Below are 22,029 nucleotides of genomic sequence, written 5' to 3' on the forward strand. Positions count from 1 at the left end.
TCACTGCATCCGCTGGGCCACGGATTTGTCCCCGTGGCCGGCCAGCGCGCGTGCAAGCAAGGCGTCGGCGTTCTGACCGGAGCCCTGCTCGCGCACCTGGCGCAGCTGGTCGGCAAAGCTGGGCGCGCCCCGCTTGACCTGAATCTTGTCATGGCCCTCGGCCGACTTGCCGGTCTGGGAAATCCGGGTCGGCTCGCCCCGTTGCTCCGCCGCGTCACCGGCGTGCTCGGCTTGCGCGCGCGAAGGCCCGTCGACCGATGGCTCGCCGTCACCGTCGGCGCCGGCGCGCTGCTCGGCCCCGGCGGGATCCGCCGGCGCGCGCAGACCGGCGACCTCGGGATCGCCGATGGTGAGCGCGAACTCGCTGACCGCCTCCAGCCCCTGCTGGTCGCGGGCCACCACGCGGATGTCCAGCACGCCCCGGAAGTCCGGCGGCGGCGTGCCGCTCAGGCGGCCGGTGATGCCGTCGAACGCCATCCAGCCGGGCAGCGGGTCGCCGTTGCGCAGCGTCGCCTGCAGCCGCACCAGCGCGCGCGGGTTGGTGTGGGCGAAGGCGTCGCTCGGGATGTTGAACCCCAGGCCGCGCCCGACCTCCAGCCGCAGCTGGGAGATCGGCTGGTAGCGCACCAGCAGCTCCGAGCCGTCGCCCGGGCGCGCCAGCCCCAGCTGCGACGGCGTCAGCCGCAACACCGGGAAGCCACGATCGGTCGAATCGAGCGCGGGCGGCAGGCGGCCGATGTCCTCGCCCAGCACCGTGAAGGTGGTGCGCGCCTGCCGGCCGGCGTCGTCGCGGGCGGTGACCTCCACCTGCAGCGTGGACAGCGCCTGGCCGGCGGGCCGGCCGTTGAACAGGCCCGAGATGCCGTCGAACGCCAGCCAGGACGGCAGCGGCTGGCCATCGAGCAGCCGGGCCTCCAGCTTGACGATGGCCTTGCCGTCGGTGTGCACGAAGGCGTCGCGCGGCACCGGGTAGTTCAGGCCGCCGTGGGCGGCAACCAGATTGGGAATGCCGTTGAGCACCGCGAGCATCGCGCCGTCGGTCGTGGTCCCGCTGGCGCTGCCAATCCCAGCAGCGGCGCTGTCGCGCAGGGCGGGAAAGCCCTTGTCGAGGGACTCCAGGACGTCGGGGCGGATCCCCAGCTGCGCCACGTGCACCGGGGTGACGGGCTGCAGGGTGGCCGAGCCGTAGTGGCCGGGGGCCGCGCCAAGGTCGTTGAGGGGCGACAGGGACGGGAGGATGAAGGGTGAGGAGCCGAGGGTGGGGGAGGAGGGCGGCTGCGGGGCCTCGAGGCCTGGCAGGGATGGGGGGATCACCACGGGGGCGGTGGAAGCCCAGGGGGCAGTGAGGGATGCTGACGGGGTGGTCGCCTCGCGGACTTGTTCGGGGGGGGTGGTGTAGCTGTCGCCCACCGCCACCGGCGCGTCGTTGACCGGCGTCACCGTCAGGCTCACCGTCACCGTGTTGCCGTCCACCGTGCCGTCGTTGACCTTGTACGTGAAGCTGTCGCTGGTCGTCTCGCTGCCGTTGTGCGTGTAGCTGAAGCTGCCGTCCGCGTTCAGCGTCAGCGTCCTGTTCGCCGGCCCGCTCACCAGGAGCGCGCTCAGACCGTCGCCTTCGGCGTCCGTGTCGTTGGCCAGCACTCCCGTGCCCACCGCCACCGTCAGCGTCCCGCCTTCGGCCACCGTGTAGCTGTCGCCCACCGCCACCGGCGCGTCGTTGACCGGCGTCACCGTCAGGCTCACCGTCACCGTGTTGCCGTCCACCGTGCCGTCGTTGACCTTGTACGTGAAGCTGTCGCTGGTCGTCTCGCTGCCGTTGTGCGTGTAGCTGAAGCTGCCGTCCGCGTTCAGCGTCAGCGTCCCGTTCGCCGGCCCGCTCACCAGGAGCGCGCTCAGACCGTCGCCTTCGGCGTCCGTGTCGTTGGCCAGCACTCCCGTGCCCACCGCCACCGTCAGCGTCCCGCCTTCGGCCACCGTGTAGCTGTCGCCCACCGCCACCGGCGCGTCGTTGACCGGCGTCACCGTCAGGCTCACCGTCACCGTGTTGCCGTCCACCGTGCCGTCGTTGACCTTGTACGTGAAGCTGTCGCTGGTCGTCTCGCTGCCGTTGTGCGTGTAGCTGAAGCTGCCGTCCGCGTTCAGCGTCAGCGTCCTGTTCGCCGGCCCGCTCACCAGGAGCGCGCTCAGACCGTCGCCTTCGGCGTCCGTGTCGTTGGCCAGCACTCCCGTGCCCACCGCCACCGTCAGCGTCCCGCCTTCGGCCACCGTGTAGCTGTCGCCCACCGCCACCGGCGCGTCGTTGACCGGCGTCACCGTCAGGCTCACCGTCACCGTGTTGCCGTCCACCGTGCCGTCGTTGACCTTGTACGTGAAGCTGTCGCTGGTCGTCTCGCTGCCGTTGTGCGTGTAGCTGAAGCTGCCGTCCGCGTTCAGCGTCAGCGTCCCGTTCGCCGGCCCGCTCACCAGGAGCGCGCTCAGACCGTCGCCTTCGGCGTCCGTGTCGTTGGCCAGCACTCCCGTGCCCACCGCCACCGTCAGCGTCCCGCCTTCGGCCACCGTGTAGCTGTCGCCCACCGCCACCGGCGCGTCGTTGACCGGCGTCACCGTCAGGCTCACCGTCACCGTGTTGCCGTCCACCGTGCCGTCGTTGACCTTGTACGTGAAGCTGTCGCTGGTCGTCTCGCTGCCGTTGTGCGTGTAGCTGAAGCTGCCGTCCGCGTTCAGCGTCAGCGTCCTGTTCGCCGGCCCGCTCACCAGGAGCGCGCTCAGACCGTCGCCTTCGGCGTCCGTGTCGTTGGCCAGCACTCCCGTGCCCACCGCCACCGTCAGCGTCCCGCCTTCGGCCACCGTGTAGCTGTCGCCCACCGCCACCGGCGCGTCGTTGACCGGCGTCACCGTCAGGCTCACCGTCACCGTGTTGCCGTCCACCGTGCCGTCGTTGACCTTGTACGTGAAGCTGTCGCTGGTCGTCTCGCTGCCGTTGTGCGTGTAGCTGAAGCTGCCGTCCGCGTTCAGCGTCAGCGTCCCGTTCGCCGGCCCGCTCACCAGGAGCGCGCTCAGACCGTCGCCTTCGGCGTCCGTGTCGTTGGCCAGCACTCCCGTGCCCACCGCCACCGTCAGCGTCCCGCCTTCGGCCACCGTGTAGCTGTCGCCCACCGCCACCGGCGCGTCGTTGACCGGCGTCACCGTCAGGCTCACCGTCACCGTGTTGCCGTCCACCGTGCCGTCGTTGACCTTGTACGTGAAGCTGTCGCTGGTCGTCTCGCTGCCGTTGTGCGTGTAGCTGAAGCTGCCGTCCGCGTTCAGCGTCAGCGTCCTGTTCGCCGGCCCGCTCACCAGGAGCGCGCTCAGACCGTCGCCTTCGGCGTCCGTGTCGTTGGCCAGCACTCCCGTGCCCACCGCCACCGTCAGCGTCCCGCCTTCGGCCACCGTGTAGCTGTCGCCCACCGCCACCGGCGCGTCGTTGACCGGCGTCACCGTCAGGCTCACCGTCACCGTGTTGCCGTCCACCGTGCCGTCGTTGACCTTGTACGTGAAGCTGTCGCTGGTCGTCTCGCTGCCGTTGTGCGTGTAGCTGAAGCTGCCGTCCGCGTTCAGCGTCAGCGTCCCGTTCGCCGGCCCGCTCACCAGGAGCGCGCTCAGACCGTCGCCTTCGGCGTCCGTGTCGTTGGCCAGCACTCCCGTGCCCACCGCCACCGTCAGCGTCCCGCCTTCGGCCACCGTGTAGCTGTCGCCCACCGCCACCGGCGCGTCGTTGACCGGCGTCACCGTCAGGCTCACCGTCACCGTGTTGCCGTCCACCGTGCCGTCGTTGACCTTGTACGTGAAGCTGTCGCTGGTCGTCTCGCTGCCGTTGTGCGTGTAGCTGAAGCTGCCGTCCGCGTTCAGCGTCAGCGTCCCGTTCGCCGGCCCGCTCACCAGGAGCGCGCTCAGACCGTCGCCTTCGGCGTCCGTGTCGTTGGCCAGCACTCCCGTGCCCACCGCCACCGTCAGCGTCCCGCCTTCGGCCACCGTGTAGCTGTCGCCCACCGCCACCGGCGCGTCGTTGACCGGCGTCACCGTCAGGCTCACCGTCACCGTGTTGCCGTCCACCGTGCCGTCGTTGACCTTGTACGTGAAGCTGTCGCTGGTCGTCTCGCTGCCGTTGTGCGTGTAGCTGAAGCTGCCGTCCGCGTTCAGCGTCAGCGTCCCGTTCGCCGGCCCGCTCACCAGGAGCGCGCTCAGACCGTCGCCTTCGGCGTCCGTGTCGTTGGCCAGCACTCCCGTGCCCACCGCCACCGTCAGCGTCCCGCCTTCGGCCACCGTGTAGCTGTCGCCCACCGCCACCGGCGCGTCGTTGACCGGCGTCACCGTCAGGCTCACCGTCACCGTGTTGCCGTCCACCGTGCCGTCGTTGACCTTGTACGTGAAGCTGTCGCTGGTCGTCTCGCTGCCGTTGTGCGTGTAGCTGAAGCTGCCGTCCGCGTTCAGCGTCAGCGTCCTGTTCGCCGGCCCGCTCACCAGGAGCGCGCTCAGACCGTCGCCTTCGGCGTCCGTGTCGTTGGCCAGCACTCCCGTGCCCACCGCCACCGTCAGCGTCCCGCCTTCGGCCACCGTGTAGCTGTCGCCCACCGCCACCGGCGCGTCGTTGACCGGCGTCACCGTCAGGCTCACCGTCACCGTGTTGCCGTCCACCGTGCCGTCGTTGACCTTGTACGTGAAGCTGTCGCTGGTCGTCTCGCTGCCGTTGTGCGTGTAGCTGAAGCTGCCGTCCGCGTTCAGCGTCAGCGTCCTGTTCGCCGGCCCGCTCACCAGGAGCGCGCTCAGACCGTCGCCTTCGGCGTCCGTGTCGTTGGCCAGCACTCCCGTGCCCACCGCCACCGTCAGCGTCCCGCCTTCGGCCACCGTGTAGCTGTCGCCCACCGCCACCGGCGCGTCGTTGACCGGCGTCACCGTCAGGCTCACCGTCACCGTGTTGCCGTCCACCGTGCCGTCGTTGACCTTGTACGTGAAGCTGTCGCTGGTCGTCTCGCTGCCGTTGTGCGTGTAGCTGAAGCTGCCGTCCGCGTTCAGCGTCAGCGTCCTGTTCGCCGGCCCGCTCACCAGGAGCGCGCTCAGACCGTCGCCTTCGGCGTCCGTGTCGTTGGCCAGCACTCCCGTGCCCACCGCCACCGTCAGCGTCCCGCCTTCGGCCACCGTGTAGCTGTCGCCCACCGCCACCGGCGCGTCGTTGACCGGCGTCACCGTCAGGCTCACCGTCACCGTGTTGCCGTCCACCGTGCCGTCGTTGACCTTGTACGTGAAGCTGTCGCTGGTCGTCTCGCTGCCGTTGTGCGTGTAGCTGAAGCTGCCGTCCGCGTTCAGCGTCAGCGTCCCGTTCGCCGGCCCGCTCACCAGGAGCGCGCTCAGACCGTCGCCTTCGGCGTCCGTGTCGTTGGCCAGCACTCCCGTGCCCACCGCCACCGTCAGCGTCCCGCCTTCGGCCACCGTGTAGCTGTCGCCCACCGCCACCGGCGCGTCGTTGACCGGCGTCACCGTCAGGCTCACCGTCACCGTGTTGCCGTCCACCGTGCCGTCGTTGACCTTGTACGTGAAGCTGTCGCTGGTCGTCTCGCTGCCGTTGTGCGTGTAGCTGAAGCTGCCGTCCGCGTTCAGCGTCAGCGTCCCGTTCGCCGGCCCGCTCACCAGGAGCGCGCTCAGACCGTCGCCTTCGGCGTCCGTGTCGTTGGCCAGCACTCCCGTGCCCACCGCCACCGTCAGCGTCCCGCCTTCGGCCACCGTGTAGCTGTCGCCCACCGCCACCGGCGCGTCGTTGACCGGCGTCACCGTCAGGCTCACCGTCACCGTGTTGCCGTCCACCGTGCCGTCGTTGACCTTGTACGTGAAGCTGTCGCTGGTCGTCTCGCTGCCGTTGTGCGTGTAGCTGAAGCTGCCGTCCGCGTTCAGCGTCAGCGTCCTGTTCGCCGGCCCGCTCACCAGGAGCGCGCTCAGACCGTCGCCTTCGGCGTCCGTGTCGTTGGCCAGCACTCCCGTGCCCACCGCCACCGTCAGCGTCCCGCCTTCGGCCACCGTGTAGCTGTCGCCCACCGCCACCGGCGCGTCGTTGACCGGCGTCACCGTCAGGCTCACCGTCACCGTGTTGCCGTCCACCGTGCCGTCGTTGACCTTGTACGTGAAGCTGTCGCTGGTCGTCTCGCTGCCGTTGTGCGTGTAGCTGAAGCTGCCGTCCGCGTTCAGCGTCAGCGTCCCGTTCGCCGGCCCGCTCACCAGGAGCGCGCTCAGACCGTCGCCTTCGGCGTCCGTGTCGTTGGCCAGCACTCCCGTGCCCACCGCCACCGTCAGCGTCCCGCCTTCGGCCACCGTGTAGCTGTCGCCCACCGCCACCGGCGCGTCGTTGACCGGCGTCACCGTCAGGCTCACCGTCACCGTGTTGCCGTCCACCGTGCCGTCGTTGACCTTGTACGTGAAGCTGTCGCTGGTCGTCTCGCTGCCGTTGTGCGTGTAGCTGAAGCTGCCGTCCGCGTTCAGCGTCAGCGTCCTGTTCGCCGGCCCGCTCACCAGGAGCGCGCTCAGACCGTCGCCTTCGGCGTCCGTGTCGTTGGCCAGCACTCCCGTGCCCACCGCCACCGTCAGCGTCCCGCCTTCGGCCACCGTGTAGCTGTCGCCCACCGCCACCGGCGCGTCGTTGACCGGCGTCACCGTCAGGCTCACCGTCACCGTGTTGCCGTCCACCGTGCCGTCGTTGACCTTGTACGTGAAGCTGTCGCTGGTCGTCTCGCTGCCGTTGTGCGTGTAGCTGAAGCTGCCGTCCGCGTTCAGCGTCAGCGTCCTGTTCGCCGGCCCGCTCACCAGGAGCGCGCTCAGACCGTCGCCTTCGGCGTCCGTGTCGTTGGCCAGCACTCCCGTGCCCACCGCCACCGTCAGCGTCCCGCCTTCGGCCACCGTGTAGCTGTCGCCCACCGCCACCGGCGCGTCGTTGACCGGCGTCACCGTCAGGCTCACCGTCACCGTGTTGCCGTCCACCGTGCCGTCGTTGACCTTGTACGTGAAGCTGTCGCTGGTCGTCTCGCTGCCGTTGTGCGTGTAGCTGAAGCTGCCGTCCGCGTTCAGCGTCAGCGTCCCGTTCGCCGGCCCGCTCACCAGGAGCGCGCTCAGACCGTCGCCTTCGGCGTCCGTGTCGTTGGCCAGCACTCCCGTGCCCACCGCCACCGTCAGCGTCCCGCCTTCGGCCACCGTGTAGCTGTCGCCCACCGCCACCGGCGCGTCGTTGACCGGCGTCACCGTCAGGCTCACCGTCACCGTGTTGCCGTCCACCGTGCCGTCGTTGACCTTGTACGTGAAGCTGTCGCTGGTCGTCTCGCTGCCGTTGTGCGTGTAGCTGAAGCTGCCGTCCGCGTTCAGCGTCAGCGTCCTGTTCGCCGGCCCGCTCACCAGGAGCGCGCTCAGACCGTCGCCTTCGGCGTCCGTGTCGTTGGCCAGCACTCCCGTGCCCACCGCCACCGTCAGCGTCCCGCCTTCGGCCACCGTGTAGCTGTCGCCCACCGCCACCGGCGCGTCGTTGACCGGCGTCACCGTCAGGCTCACCGTCACCGTGTTGCCGTCCACCGTGCCGTCGTTGACCTTGTACGTGAAGCTGTCGCTGGTCGTCTCGCTGCCGTTGTGCGTGTAGCTGAAGCTGCCGTCCGCGTTCAGCGTCAGCGTCCTGTTCGCCGGCCCGCTCACCAGGAGCGCGCTCAGACCGTCGCCTTCGGCGTCCGTGTCGTTGGCCAGCACTCCCGTGCCCACCGCCACCGTCAGCGTCCCGCCTTCGGCCACCGTGTAGCTGTCGCCCACCGCCACCGGCGCGTCGTTGACCGGCGTCACCGTCAGGCTCACCGTCACCGTGTTGCCGTCCACCGTGCCGTCGTTGACCTTGTACGTGAAGCTGTCGCTGGTCGTCTCGCTGCCGTTGTGCGTGTAGCTGAAGCTGCCGTCCGCGTTCAGCGTCAGCGTCCTGTTCGCCGGCCCGCTCACCAGGAGCGCGCTCAGACCGTCGCCTTCGGCGTCCGTGTCGTTGGCCAGCACTCCCGTGCCCACCGCCACCGTCAGCGTCCCGCCTTCGGCCACCGTGTAGCTGTCGCCCACCGCCACCGGCGCGTCGTTGACCGGCGTCACCGTCAGGCTCACCGTCACCGTGTTGCCGTCCACCGTGCCGTCGTTGACCTTGTACGTGAAGCTGTCGCTGGTCGTCTCGCTGCCGTTGTGCGTGTAGCTGAAGCTGCCGTCCGCGTTCAGCGTCAGCGTCCTGTTCGCCGGCCCGCTCACCAGGAGCGCGCTCAGACCGTCGCCTTCGGCGTCCGTGTCGTTGGCCAGCACTCCCGTGCCCACCGCCACCGTCAGCGTCCCGCCTTCGGCCACCGTGTAGCTGTCGCCCACCGCCACCGGCGCGTCGTTGACCGGCGTCACCGTCAGGCTCACCGTCACCGTGTTGCCGTCCACCGTGCCGTCGTTGACCTTGTACGTGAAGCTGTCGCTGGTCGTCTCGCTGCCGTTGTGCGTGTAGCTGAAGCTGCCGTCCGCGTTCAGCGTCAGCGTCCCGTTCGCCGGCCCGCTCACCAGGAGCGCGCTCAGACCGTCGCCTTCGGCGTCCGTGTCGTTGGCCAGCACTCCCGTGCCCACCGCCACCGTCAGCGTCCCGCCTTCGGCCACCGTGTAGCTGTCGCCCACCGCCACCGGCGCGTCGTTGACCGGCGTCACCGTCAGGCTCACCGTCACCGTGTTGCCGTCCACCGTGCCGTCGTTGACCTTGTACGTGAAGCTGTCGCTGGTCGTCTCGCTGCCGTTGTGCGTGTAGCTGAAGCTGCCGTCCGCGTTCAGCGTCAGCGTCCCGTTCGCCGGCCCGCTCACCAGGAGCGCGCTCAGACCGTCGCCTTCGGCGTCCGTGTCGTTGGCCAGCACTCCCGTGCCCACCGCCACCGTCAGCGTCCCGCCTTCGGCCACCGTGTAGCTGTCGCCCACCGCCACCGGCGCGTCGTTGACCGGCGTCACCGTCAGGCTCACCGTCACCGTGTTGCCGTCCACCGTGCCGTCGTTGACCTTGTACGTGAAGCTGTCGCTGGTCGTCTCGCTGCCGTTGTGCGTGTAGCTGAAGCTGCCGTCCGCGTTCAGCGTCAGCGTCCTGTTCGCCGGCCCGCTCACCAGGAGCGCGCTCAGACCGTCGCCTTCGGCGTCCGTGTCGTTGGCCAGCACTCCCGTGCCCACCGCCACCGTCAGCGTCCCGCCTTCGGCCACCGTGTAGCTGTCGCCCACCGCCACCGGCGCGTCGTTGACCGGCGTCACCGTCAGGCTCACCGTCACCGTGTTGCCGTCCACCGTGCCGTCGTTGACCTTGTACGTGAAGCTGTCGCTGGTCGTCTCGCTGCCGTTGTGCGTGTAGCTGAAGCTGCCGTCCGCGTTCAGCGTCAGCGTCCTGTTCGCCGGCCCGCTCACCAGGAGCGCGCTCAGACCGTCGCCTTCGGCGTCCGTGTCGTTGGCCAGCACTCCCGTGCCCACCGCCACCGTCAGCGTCCCGCCTTCGGCCACCGTGTAGCTGTCGCCCACCGCCACCGGCGCGTCGTTGACCGGCGTCACCGTCAGGCTCACCGTCACCGTGTTGCCGTCCACCGTGCCGTCGTTGACCTTGTACGTGAAGCTGTCGCTGGTCGTCTCGCTGCCGTTGTGCGTGTAGCTGAAGCTGCCGTCCGCGTTCAGCGTCAGCGTCCTGTTCGCCGGCCCGCTCACCAGGAGCGCGCTCAGACCGTCGCCTTCGGCGTCCGTGTCGTTGGCCAGCACTCCCGTGCCCACCGCCACCGTCAGCGTCCCGCCTTCGGCCACCGTGTAGCTGTCGCCCACCGCCACCGGCGCGTCGTTGACCGGCGTCACCGTCAGGCTCACCGTCACCGTGTTGCCGTCCACCGTGCCGTCGTTGACCTTGTACGTGAAGCTGTCGCTGGTCGTCTCGCTGCCGTTGTGCGTGTAGCTGAAGCTGCCGTCCGCGTTCAGCGTCAGCGTCCTGTTCGCCGGCCCGCTCACCAGGAGCGCGCTCAGACCGTCGCCTTCGGCGTCCGTGTCGTTGGCCAGCACTCCCGTGCCCACCGCCACCGTCAGCGTCCCGCCTTCGGCCACCGTGTAGCTGTCGCCCACCGCCACCGGCGCGTCGTTGACCGGCGTCACCGTCAGGCTCACCGTCACCGTGTTGCCGTCCACCGTGCCGTCGTTGACCTTGTACGTGAAGCTGTCGCTGGTCGTCTCGCTGCCGTTGTGCGTGTAGCTGAAGCTGCCGTCCGCGTTCAGCGTCAGCGTCCTGTTCGCCGGCCCGCTCACCAGGAGCGCGCTCAGACCGTCGCCTTCGGCGTCCGTGTCGTTGGCCAGCACTCCCGTGCCCACCGCCACCGTCAGCGTCCCGCCTTCGGCCACCGTGTAGCTGTCGCCCACCGCCACCGGCGCGTCGTTGACCGGCGTCACCGTCAGGCTCACCGTCACCGTGTTGCCGTCCACCGTGCCGTCGTTGACCTTGTACGTGAAGCTGTCGCTGGTCGTCTCGCTGCCGTTGTGCGTGTAGCTGAAGCTGCCGTCCGCGTTCAGCGTCAGCGTCCTGTTCGCCGGCCCGCTCACCAGGAGCGCGCTCAGACCGTCGCCTTCGGCGTCCGTGTCGTTGGCCAGCACTCCCGTGCCCACCGCCACCGTCAGCGTCCCGCCTTCGGCCACCGTGTAGCTGTCGCCCACCGCCACCGGCGCGTCGTTGACCGGCGTCACCGTCAGGCTCACCGTCACCGTGTTGCCGTCCACCGTGCCGTCGTTGACCTTGTACGTGAAGCTGTCGCTGGTCGTCTCGCTGCCGTTGTGCGTGTAGCTGAAGCTGCCGTCCGCGTTCAGCGTCAGCGTCCCGTTCGCCGGCCCGCTCACCAGGAGCGCGCTCAGACCGTCGCCTTCGGCGTCCGTGTCGTTGGCCAGCACTCCCGTGCCCACCGCCACCGTCAGCGTCCCGCCTTCGGCCACCGTGTAGCTGTCGCCCACCGCCACCGGCGCGTCGTTGACCGGCGTCACCGTCAGGCTCACCGTCACCGTGTTGCCGTCCACCGTGCCGTCGTTGACCTTGTACGTGAAGCTGTCGCTGGTCGTCTCGCTGCCGTTGTGCGTGTAGCTGAAGCTGCCGTCCGCGTTCAGCGTCAGCGTCCCGTTCGCCGGCCCGCTCACCAGGAGCGCGCTCAGACCGTCGCCTTCGGCGTCCGTGTCGTTGGCCAGCACTCCCGTGCCCACCGCCACCGTCAGCGTCCCGCCTTCGGCCACCGTGTAGCTGTCGCCCACCGCCACCGGCGCGTCGTTGACCGGCGTCACCGTCAGGCTCACCGTCACCGTGTTGCCGTCCACCGTGCCGTCGTTGACCTTGTACGTGAAGCTGTCGCTGGTCGTCTCGCTGCCGTTGTGCGTGTAGCTGAAGCTGCCGTCCGCGTTCAGCGTCAGCGTCCCGTTCGCCGGCCCGCTCACCAGGAGCGCGCTCAGACCGTCGCCTTCGGCGTCCGTGTCGTTGGCCAGCACTCCCGTGCCCACCGCCACCGTCAGCGTCCCGCCTTCGGCCACCGTGTAGCTGTCGCCCACCGCCACCGGCGCGTCGTTGACCGGCGTCACCGTCAGGCTCACCGTCACCGTGTTGCCGTCCACCGTGCCGTCGTTGACCTTGTACGTGAAGCTGTCGCTGGTCGTCTCGCTGCCGTTGTGCGTGTAGCTGAAGCTGCCGTCCGCGTTCAGCGTCAGCGTCCTGTTCGCCGGCCCGCTCACCAGGAGCGCGCTCAGACCGTCGCCTTCGGCGTCCGTGTCGTTGGCCAGCACTCCCGTGCCCACCGCCACCGTCAGCGTCCCGCCTTCGGCCACCGTGTAGCTGTCGCCCACCGCCACCGGCGCGTCGTTGACCGGCGTCACCGTCAGGCTCACCGTCACCGTGTTGCCGTCCACCGTGCCGTCGTTGACCTTGTACGTGAAGCTGTCGCTGGTCGTCTCGCTGCCGTTGTGCGTGTAGCTGAAGCTGCCGTCCGCGTTCAGCGTCAGCGTCCCGTTCGCCGGCCCGCTCACCAGGAGCGCGCTCAGACCGTCGCCTTCGGCGTCCGTGTCGTTGGCCAGCACTCCCGTGCCCACCGCCACCGTCAGCGTCCCGCCTTCGGCCACCGTGTAGCTGTCGCCCACCGCCACCGGCGCGTCGTTGACCGGCGTCACCGTCAGGCTCACCGTCACCGTGTTGCCGTCCACCGTGCCGTCGTTGACCTTGTACGTGAAGCTGTCGCTGGTCGTCTCGCTGCCGTTGTGCGTGTAGCTGAAGCTGCCGTCCGCGTTCAGCGTCAGCGTCCTGTTCGCCGGCCCGCTCACCAGGAGCGCGCTCAGACCGTCGCCTTCGGCGTCCGTGTCGTTGGCCAGCACTCCCGTGCCCACCGCCACCGTCAGCGTCCCGCCTTCGGCCACCGTGTAGCTGTCGCCCACCGCCACCGGCGCGTCGTTGACCGGCGTCACCGTCAGGCTCACCGTCACCGTGTTGCCGTCCACCGTGCCGTCGTTGACCTTGTACGTGAAGCTGTCGCTGGTCGTCTCGCTGCCGTTGTGCGTGTAGCTGAAGCTGCCGTCCGCGTTCAGCGTCAGCGTCCCGTTCGCCGGCCCGCTCACCAGGAGCGCGCTCAGACCGTCGCCTTCGGCGTCCGTGTCGTTGGCCAGCACTCCCGTGCCCACCGCCACCGTCAGCGTCCCGCCTTCGGCCACCGTGTAGCTGTCGCCCACCGCCACCGGCGCGTCGTTGACCGGCGTCACCGTCAGGCTCACCGTCACCGTGTTGCCGTCCACCGTGCCGTCGTTGACCTTGTACGTGAAGCTGTCGCTGGTCGTCTCGCTGCCGTTGTGCGTGTAGCTGAAGCTGCCGTCCGCGTTCAGCGTCAGCGTCCTGTTCGCCGGCCCGCTCACCAGGAGCGCGCTCAGACCGTCGCCTTCGGCGTCCGTGTCGTTGGCCAGCACTCCCGTGCCCACCGCCACCGTCAGCGTCCCGCCTTCGGCCACCGTGTAGCTGTCGCCCACCGCCACCGGCGCGTCGTTGACCGGCGTCACCGTCAGGCTCACCGTCACCGTGTTGCCGTCCACCGTGCCGTCGTTGACCTTGTACGTGAAGCTGTCGCTGGTCGTCTCGCTGCCGTTGTGCGTGTAGCTGAAGCTGCCGTCCGCGTTCAGCGTCAGCGTCCCGTTCGCCGGCCCGCTCACCAGGAGCGCGCTCAGACCGTCGCCTTCGGCGTCCGTGTCGTTGGCCAGCACTCCCGTGCCCACCGCCACCGTCAGCGTCCCGCCTTCGGCCACCGTGTAGCTGTCGCCCACCGCCACCGGCGCGTCGTTGACCGGCGTCACCGTCAGGCTCACCGTCACCGTGTTGCCGTCCACCGTGCCGTCGTTGACCTTGTACGTGAAGCTGTCGCTGGTCGTCTCGCTGCCGTTGTGCGTGTAGCTGAAGCTGCCGTCCGCGTTCAGCGTCAGCGTCCCGTTCGCCGGCCCGCTCACCAGGAGCGCGCTCAGACCGTCGCCTTCGGCGTCCGTGTCGTTGGCCAGCACTCCCGTGCCCACCGCCACCGTCAGCGTCCCGCCTTCGGCCACCGTGTAGCTGTCGCCCACCGCCACCGGCGCGTCGTTGACCGGCGTCACCGTCAGGCTCACCGTCACCGTGTTGCCGTCCACCGTGCCGTCGTTGACCTTGTACGTGAAGCTGTCGCTGGTCGTCTCGCTGCCGTTGTGCGTGTAGCTGAAGCTGCCGTCCGCGTTCAGCGTCAGCGTCCCGTTCGCCGGCCCGCTCACCAGGAGCGCGCTCAGACCGTCGCCTTCGGCGTCCGTGTCGTTGGCCAGCACTCCCGTGCCCACCGCCACCGTCAGCGTCCCGCCTTCGGCCACCGTGTAGCTGTCGCCCACCGCCACCGGCGCGTCGTTGACCGGCGTCACCGTCACCGAGGACGCAACCCCCACCCCTGCCGTATCCACCCCCCCATTCCCCACCCCCCGCTGTCCTGCAGCTGGGTCACCGTGAATGTCCGGTTCCCGCCCGTGGGCGCATCGATGTGGGTGTTCTGGTACTGCAGCCCGTTCACCAGCGCCGACATGACGCTGGGCGCGACGCCGGCCGGCTTGACCAGCACGATGGTCGCCGCGCCGGCGCCGCCGAGCGTGACGGTGTAGGTCAATCCGTTCGTCGCCGTGGTGCCGGTGCCGTTGGCCCCGAGCGAGACCTGGGTGCCGTCGATGATCAGCGTTTCGGCGCCGCCGTCCTGCAGGCCGGCCGCCGTCAGGGTCAGTCCGACGAGGTTCTGCGCACTCTCGATGGTAGACACCACCGCGCCGGTGAACAGGCTCACCGCCGTGCCCTGGCTGCTGCCCGCACCCTCGGTGAAGGTGCCGCCGCTGCCGCCCACCGTCAGCGTGGGCGCGTCGTTTACCGGCGTGACCGTGACCGTGCTGTCCAGCGCCGCGCTGGTCTTGCCGCCCGTGTCGGTGACGGTGAAACGGATCGTGCGGCTGGTGCTGGACGGGTCGTCGCTGCCGTTCGCATAGGTAACCGAGCGCAGTGCCGCCTGGTAATGCGCCAGGCTGGCGCTGCCGCTCAGCGTCAGCTCGCCGGTCGCCGCATTGAAGCTGCCGGTGATTCCGCTGCCCATCGGGGCCGTGAAGGCGAGCACGTCCTGCCCCGGCACATACCCGGCCGCGATGCGGACGACGGCGCCGGCCGCGTTGGCGCTGTCGCTGTCCGACAGCACGAGCACGCCGTTGACCACCTGCGGCCCCTGTCCTTCGGTGAAGGTCAGCGTGCTGCCGCCGGCCAGCACCGGCGGGTAGGTGTCGTAAGTCGCCAGCGTGAGCGTGCGCTCGGCAGTGTCGGTGTCGGCGCCACCGAAAGCGGTGCCGCCGTCGTCCTGCACCAGGAATCGGAAGCTCGGCGATCCGGCGCTGCTGGCGGCCGTGTAGACCAGCTTGCCGGCCGCCAGGTCGGCCACGCTGACCACCACCGGACTGCCGAGCGTGGCGCTGCCGATCGCGACGCCATCGAGCACCAGCGTGCCGCCGGCCGGCACCGAGGTGATCAGCACCGCCGCAAAGTCGTCGGCCGGGCTGTCGCCCGGGTCGCTGAAGCCGAAGTCGCCCGCGCCGAACACATGGCTGGTGTTGATCAGCAGGGTGAGCGTCTTGTCGGTGCCGACCGGCGCATCGGCCACCGAGGTGACCGTGATCGCCGCGACATCCGTGTCTGCGGAGAACGCCGTGGTGCCGCCGTTGAGGGCGCCGCTGGTGTCGGCCGTGCCGCCATTGCTGCCGCTGCTGCGGTCCCAGGCGCGGAACGTCAGCGCGTTGGCGATCGTGCCGTTCGCATTGGCGGCCGGCCGGTAGTACAGGCGCGTCGCGCCATCTGCCGCCAGCAGCAGCGCAGCCGCGTCGCTCGGCGCCGCTCCGACCTGCGTCCAGCTCAGGCCGCCGTCGGTCGTGTAGTACCAACTGCCGGCTCCGCCCAGCTGGGTGACCGCGATGCCCTTGAGCGCAGCGGCACCGTCGACGTCGCTCTGGCCGCCGACCAGGTCGGCCACCGACGTGCCGACCACGCCGCTCGGCGCGTCGGCATCTTCCAGCACGCTGTCCAGCGTCAGACCGGGCGTGGCCGCCAGCATGGGTGCGTCGTTGCGGGCGGCCACCGTGATCGCCAAGTGGACCGTCGAGCTGCTGTTGGGCGTCCCCTCGTTGTCCTTCAGCACCACGCTGAGGGTGCGGGTGGCCGTGCTCGGCGCGTTGCTCGTGTTCTGGTACTGGACCGAGCGCAGCACGGCCTGCCAGTCGGCCAGCGTGGCCACGCCATTCAGGGTCAGCGTGCCGCCCGCGAAGCTGCCCGTGATGCCGGCCGAGCCCGTGAACGTCAGCAGGTCCTCGCCCGGCACGTAGCCGGTGAGCGTGAGGGTGGCCTGCTGCAGCTGCCCGGAATCGGGGTCGGTGACCACCACGCTGCCGAGAATGGGCACCGCGCCGTCGTCCTCGACGTAGACGACGTTGGCCGCGCCGGCCAGCACCGGCGGGTCGCCGGCCGTGACGGCGACCGCCATCGTGCGCGCCACCGGGTCGGTGTCGGCGCCGCCGTTGGCGGTGCCGCCGCTGTCGCGCACCTGGAAGCTGAAGGCGGACGAGCCCGGCACCGGGTTCGCCAGGAAGCGGAAGTTGCCGCCGCCGATGTCCGCTGCGGAGATGAACTCGCCCGCGCCCACGGCCACCCAGCTCGCACCGTCCCAGCGCTCGAGCGTGCCGCCCGCCGGCAGCGAGGCCACCAGGATGCCGGCGAAGCCGTGCCCGTCGAGCGCATCGACGAAGCCGAACTCGCTCGCGCCGAACACGTGCGAGGTGCCCTGCTTGATCGAGAGCGCGCCGTCGGCGCCCGAGGGCGCGTCGTTGACCGCCGCCACCGTGATCGCCACCGCGGCGCTGCTGCCCTGCAGCGGCCCGCCGGTGCCGGTGTTGCCGCCGTCGTCCAGCGTGAACACCACGGTGCGGCCGCCGGTGGACGGCGCGTCCGAGACGTTGCTGTAGGCGATGGCCCGCGCCAGCGCCTGGGTGGCAGCCACGCTCGCACCCGTCGTCAGGTGGATGCGCAGCGGCTGGCCGCCGACGCCGCCCAGTGCCGCGTCGATGCTGCCGATCACGATGCCTTCGTAGGTGATGGTGGTGCCAACCACCCCGATCTGGCCGGGCCCGCTGCCCGCATGCAGCACCGTGAGCCGGTCTTCCGCCGCCCCGCCGGAGGCGAACGCCACCTGCAGCCAGCCGCCGCCGAAGTTGGACGGCAGGTCCGGATCGGCGATGACGAGGCCGGCGTCGATCGCCGTGGCGGCCTGGTTCTCCACGTAGGCCAGCGAGCCGCCGGACGCGGTCAGGGTCGGCGCATCGTTCTCGCGGTCCATCGTGATGGTCGCGCTGACGACGTTGGAGTCCTGCGTGCCGTCGTTGACGATGAACGAGACGGAGCGCTCGGCCGTGCCCGGCGCGTCGCTCAGGTTGCGGTAGGTGACGGCGCGGAAGGCCGCCTGCCACTGGGCCTGGGTCGCGCCCGCGGCCGAGGAGAAGGACAGCACGCCGTTGACGGCGTCCCAGGCGGCGGTGATGTCGCCGTACAGCGCCGCGCTGGTGTTGCTGAACGCCAGCTCGTCCTGGCCGGAAACGAAGCCCCGGCTCATCACCACCATGCCCGACTCGAGCTGCGGGTTGTCGTCGTCGTGGACGGTGATGTTCGGGTTGACCACCTGCGCCACCGGCGGCGTCTGCTCGGCATAGGCCAGGTCGTTGCCGCCGGACAGGACCGGCGCCGACTGGCTGCCGACGTTGAAGACGATCGCCCGTTCGCTGGTATCGGTGTCGATGCCGCCGCCGGCGGTGCCGCCGTCGTCCTGCACCCGGAAGCGCAGGTTGCCCAGGCCCATGCCGGTCTGGTTCGCGGCGGCGGTGAAGCGCAGCTTGCCCGCCGCGATGTCGGCGGCGCTGATGGTGTCGCCGGCGCTCACCGCGACCCAGGTGCCGACGCCGTTGCGCCACTCCAGCAGGCCGGCACCGGCATCGGGCAGCGTACTGATCTGCACGGCGAGCAGGCTGTCCGGTTTGGCGGCATCGCCCGGGTCGCTGAAGCCGAAGTCGGCGGTCGCCAGCAGCCGGCTGCCGTTCTTGTCCACCCACAGGACGTTGTCCGTCCCGACCGGGGCGTCGTTGACCGGCGCAACGCTGACGTCGATGACGTCGGTGGCGCTCGAGAACGCGCTGCTGCCGCCGTTGACGCTGGCGTCGAACCGGCCGCCGTTGCTGCCGGCGGTGCGGTCCCAGGCCCGGAAGGTCACGGCGGCGGCGAGGTTGCCGTTGAAGTCGGCGCCCGGCCGGAAGTACAGGCGGGTGGCGCCGTCGGCGGCCAGCAGCAGGGCCGACGAGGCGCTCGGCGCGCCGGCCACCTCGGCCCAGCTGGCGCCGCCGTCGATGGTGTAGTACCAGCGGCCCTGGCTGCTGTCCAGGGCCGTGACGGCGATGCCCGCCAGCGCGCCGGCGTCGGCATCGCTTTGCCCGCCCACCAGCGCAGCAATGTCCACGCCGACTGCGCCGCCGGCGGGCGCTCCGGCATCCTCGGCCACCGTCAGGTCGTGGCCGACCGGCACCAGCACCGGCGCGTCGTTGAGGGCGGTCACCCCGACCGTGCTGGTCCAGGTGTTGCTTGCGTCGGCGCCATCGCTGACCTGGAAGCGGATCGTTCGCGCGGCGGTGGACGGGCTGTCGCTGCTGTTGGCGTAGGTGACCGAGCGCAGCGCGGCCTGGTAGTGCGCCAGGCTGGCCGCGCCGCTGAGCGTCAGCACGCCGGTGGCCGCGTCGTAGCTGCCGGTGATGCCGTTCTGGTCGATGAAGCCGAGCAGGTCCTGGCCGGCGGCGAAGCCCGCACCGATGCTGACCGTCGCGCCGCTCAGCTGGAGATGGTCCGGATCGGCCACCGTGATGGCGGAATTCACCACCACCGGCGCGCCGTTCTCGGTGAAATTGACGCTGGTGGCGACGCCACCGAGCACCGGCGCGTCGTTGACCGGCAGCACCGTGACGGTGGCGGTGACGGTGTTGGACAGGCCGGCGCCGTCGTCGATCTGGTAGCTGATCGTGCGGGCGGCGGCCGTCGGCGCATCGCTGCTGTTGCGGTAGGCCACCGCGCGCAGCGCCGCCTGCCACTCCTGAGCGGTGGCGCTGGCGCCGCTGGACACCAGCGTAAGCACACCGGTGGCGGCATCGAAGCTGGCGCTGATGTTGCCCATCGTGCCGTCGTTGGCGAAGGACAGCAGGTCCTCGCCGGCCACGTGGCCGGCGCTGATGCGGACCGTGGCGCTGGCCAGGCCTTCGCTGTCGACGTCGGCCACCGTGAGGCTGGGTGCGATCGGCGCGGCCGGGCCGTTCTCGATGTAGCCGAGCGTGTCGCCGCCCCCGCCCAGCGTGGGCAGGTCGTTGACGGCCGTGACCGTCACGGTCGCCGACACGATGTTCGAGGTGTCGGTGCCGTCGCCGACCTGGTAGCGCACGATGCGGGGCGTGCCGACCGGATCCTCGCTGGCGTTGGCGTAGGTGATCGAGCGCAAAGCCGCCTGGTAGTGGGCCACCGAGGCGGTGCCGCTCAGGGTGAGCACGCCGGAGACTGCGTCCCAGCTGCCGCTGATGCCGTTCTGGTCGGTGAACCCGAGCACGTCCTGGCCGGCGACGAAGTTCTGGATCCAGACCGTGGCCGACTGCAGGCTGGTGTGGTCCGCGTCGGACAGCGACAGCGCCGGGCTGATGGCGACGGCCGGGTCCTGCTCGGTGTAGGCGGCGGTGCCGCCGTTGGCCAGCACCGGGGCGTCGTTGACCGAGACGACCGACACGCTGCTGCTGGCGATCGTGTTGGAGGCGCCGTTGCCGCCGCCGTCGTTCACCTGGAAGCTGACGGTGCGCAGGGCCGTGTCCGGCGCCTGGCTGGTGTTGGCGTAGGTGACGGCCCGCAGCGCGGCCTGCCACTGCGCCAGCGTGGCCGTGCCGCCGGCAGAGGTGAGCGTCAGGGTGCCGGTGCCGGCGTCGAAGCTGGCGCTGATGTTCCCGTGCACCGCCGCGCCGGCGTTAGTGAAGGCGAGCAGGTCCTGGCCGCTGCGGTAGTTGCCGCTGATCGAGATCGTGGCGCTCACCAGCGTCGCGTTGTCCGCGTCGCTGACCGTGATCACGGTGTTCACCGGCGTGGCGGCGCCATCCTCGGTGTAGCTCACCTCGGTGCTGGCCGAAGCCAGGATGGGCGAATCGTTGGCGCCCACGATGTTCACGGTGAGCGTGCGCGTGTCCGAACCGCCGGACAGGTCGCTGACGGTGAAGGTGAAGCTCTCGCTCGGGGTCTGGCCGGCCTGCACCGCGTTGATGGCGGCACTGTCGGGAACGAAGCTGTAGGCGCCGGTGGCGCTGTTCAGGTACAGGGTGCCGTACGTGCCGATCTTCTGCCGATCCATGCCGGCCGGCGCGCCGGCTCCGGCCGCGCTGTCGCCGGTGATGCCGTACAGCGCGCCGGCGCCGTCCAGGTCGCTCACGGTCAGGATGCCGGTGGCGGCGAAGAAGCTTTGCGGGAAGCGGTCGTCGTTGTAGGTGAGCGGGCTGGGGCTCGACAGCGTGGGCGCGTCGTTGACCGCGGTCACGGTGACCGTGCTGGCCAGCTGATTGGACAGGCCGGAGAAGGTCGCCCCGTCGCTGACCTGGTACACCACACTGCGCGCCGCGGTGCTCGGGTGGTCGCTGCTGTTGGCGTAGCGCACCGAGCGCAGCGCCGCCTGGTAGTTGGCCACGCTGGACGAGCCGCTCAGGGTCAGCACGCCGGTGGCGCTGTCGAAGAGGCCGCTGATGCCGTTCTGGTCGGTGAACGACAACACGTCCTGGCCCGCCACGAAGTTGGTGATGCGGACGGTGGCGCCGGTGAGGTTGGCGCTGTCGGCGTCGCTCAGCGTGAGCACGCCGTTGATGGCCGCCGCGGCGCCGTTCTCGATGTAGGCCAGCGTCGCGCTGCCGGCCAGCACGGGCGCGGCGGTGCTACCACTGCCGCCGATGGCGATGGTGGTGGTCACGGCGCCCGAGTTGGCGGCGCCGTCGCTGACCACGAAGTTGACGGTGCGCGGCGTGCTGTTGCCGCCGCTGGCGTTGTGGAAGGTGACGGCGCGCAGCGCAGCCTGCCATTGCGCGAGGGTTGCGGTGTTGCCCGCAGAGCTCAGAGTCAGGATGCCCGTGCCGCTGTTGTAGCTGCCGGCGATGTTGCCCATCGTCGCGGCGTTGCTGATGAACGCTAGCGAGTCGCCCGCCTGCGGATTGGCCAGCGTGACGGTTGCCGACTGCAAGTTCAGGTTATCGACGTCGCTGACGTGCAACCAGGGATTGATGGCCGCCGGTGCTCCGGGACTGTAGGACAGGCTGCTACCGGCACTGGAGAGCACCGGGGCGTCGTTCACCGGGGTGACGCCCAGCGTGGCGCTGTAGGCCGTGCTCCAGTTGTCGGTCGCGACGCTGGTGCGCGTCGACACGCTGAAGGTGCGGGCTGCCGAGCTCGGGTTGTCGCTGCTGTTGGTGTACAGGACGGCCTTCAAGGCCGCTGCCATCTGCGCCTGCGTCGATCCAGCCGAGGTGAGCGTCAGGACACCGCCGCTGTAGGCCGCGGTGATGACGTTCGGACCCATCGTGCCGGCGTTGTAGGTGAAGCTCAGCACGTCTTCACCGGGAACGAAGTTCCCGCTGATCGCAACCTTGGCCGTGGTGTACGTGGCGTTCGACAGCGTGACCCCCGCGTCCACCAGGGCGAGGCCCAAAGCGTTTTCGGTGTAGGTCTTGTTGGTCAGTGCACCACCCAGCGTCGGCTTGGCGCCGGCGGCACCGACCTTCAGCGTCATCGTCGCGGCCGGACTATCGGCCCCCGCGTCGTCGCGCACCTGAAAGGTAAAGGTTCGGTCAGCGGTGTTCCCGTTGGCGCTCTGATAGTTCAGCAATCCGGAACGGATCTGGTCAACGGTCACGAAGGCGCCATTGCTCAATGCATTGGCGCCCAGCCGGATGGCGCCCCCGCTGGCGATCTGCGTCGTAATCACGATGCCCGCCATGCCGGAATCCACGTCCGAGAAAGCGAACTCGGCCAACGAAAACACGTAGTTGGCGCTCGGACCCGACGCAACATGCACCGTCTCACTGGCAGTGGACGGTGCATCGTTCACCGGCACCACCGTGATCGTCGTCACGACCTCGTTCGACAGGTTGGAGACCGACCCACCGTCGTCCACGACGAAGCTGACCGTGCGCGCCCCGCCGGTGGGCGCTTCGCTGCTGTTGACGTAGGTGATCGATCGCAGCGCCGCCTGGTAGTTGGCCAGGGTTGTCGTTCCCGTGAGGGTCAGCACGCCGGTCGCGCTGTTGAAGACGCCGCTGATGCCGTTCTGGTTCGCGAAGCCCAGCACGTCCTGGCCGGCCACATAACCCTGGATCCGCACG

At 70.1% G+C, this 22,029-nt stretch carries 2 protein-coding genes (1 of these 2 running past the window's edge); both read right to left on the reverse strand.

Annotated features, from left to right (window positions below; translation table 11 throughout):
- On the reverse strand, positions 1 to 13,977 hold the full coding sequence (locus PE066_RS09705) for an Ig-like domain-containing protein (RefSeq protein ID WP_271236343.1): 13,977 nt from the start codon (positions 13,975 to 13,977) through the stop codon (positions 1 to 3).
- Positions 13,956 to 22,029, reverse strand: partial view of a DUF4347 domain-containing protein gene (locus tag PE066_RS09710; RefSeq protein WP_271236344.1) — the 3' portion only. Its footprint extends 5,942 nt past the window's final position; 8,074 of the gene's 14,016 nt are visible here — the last part of the coding sequence; the start codon falls outside the window, past its right edge — the gene reads right to left on this strand; the stop codon is at positions 13,956 to 13,958. Before PE066_RS09710 ends, PE066_RS09705 begins: the two co-directional genes overlap by 22 nt.

Origin of the sequence: Ramlibacter tataouinensis (assembly GCF_027941915.1) — a bacterium.
Lineage (GTDB): Bacteria > Pseudomonadota > Gammaproteobacteria > Burkholderiales > Burkholderiaceae_C > Ramlibacter > Ramlibacter tataouinensis_C.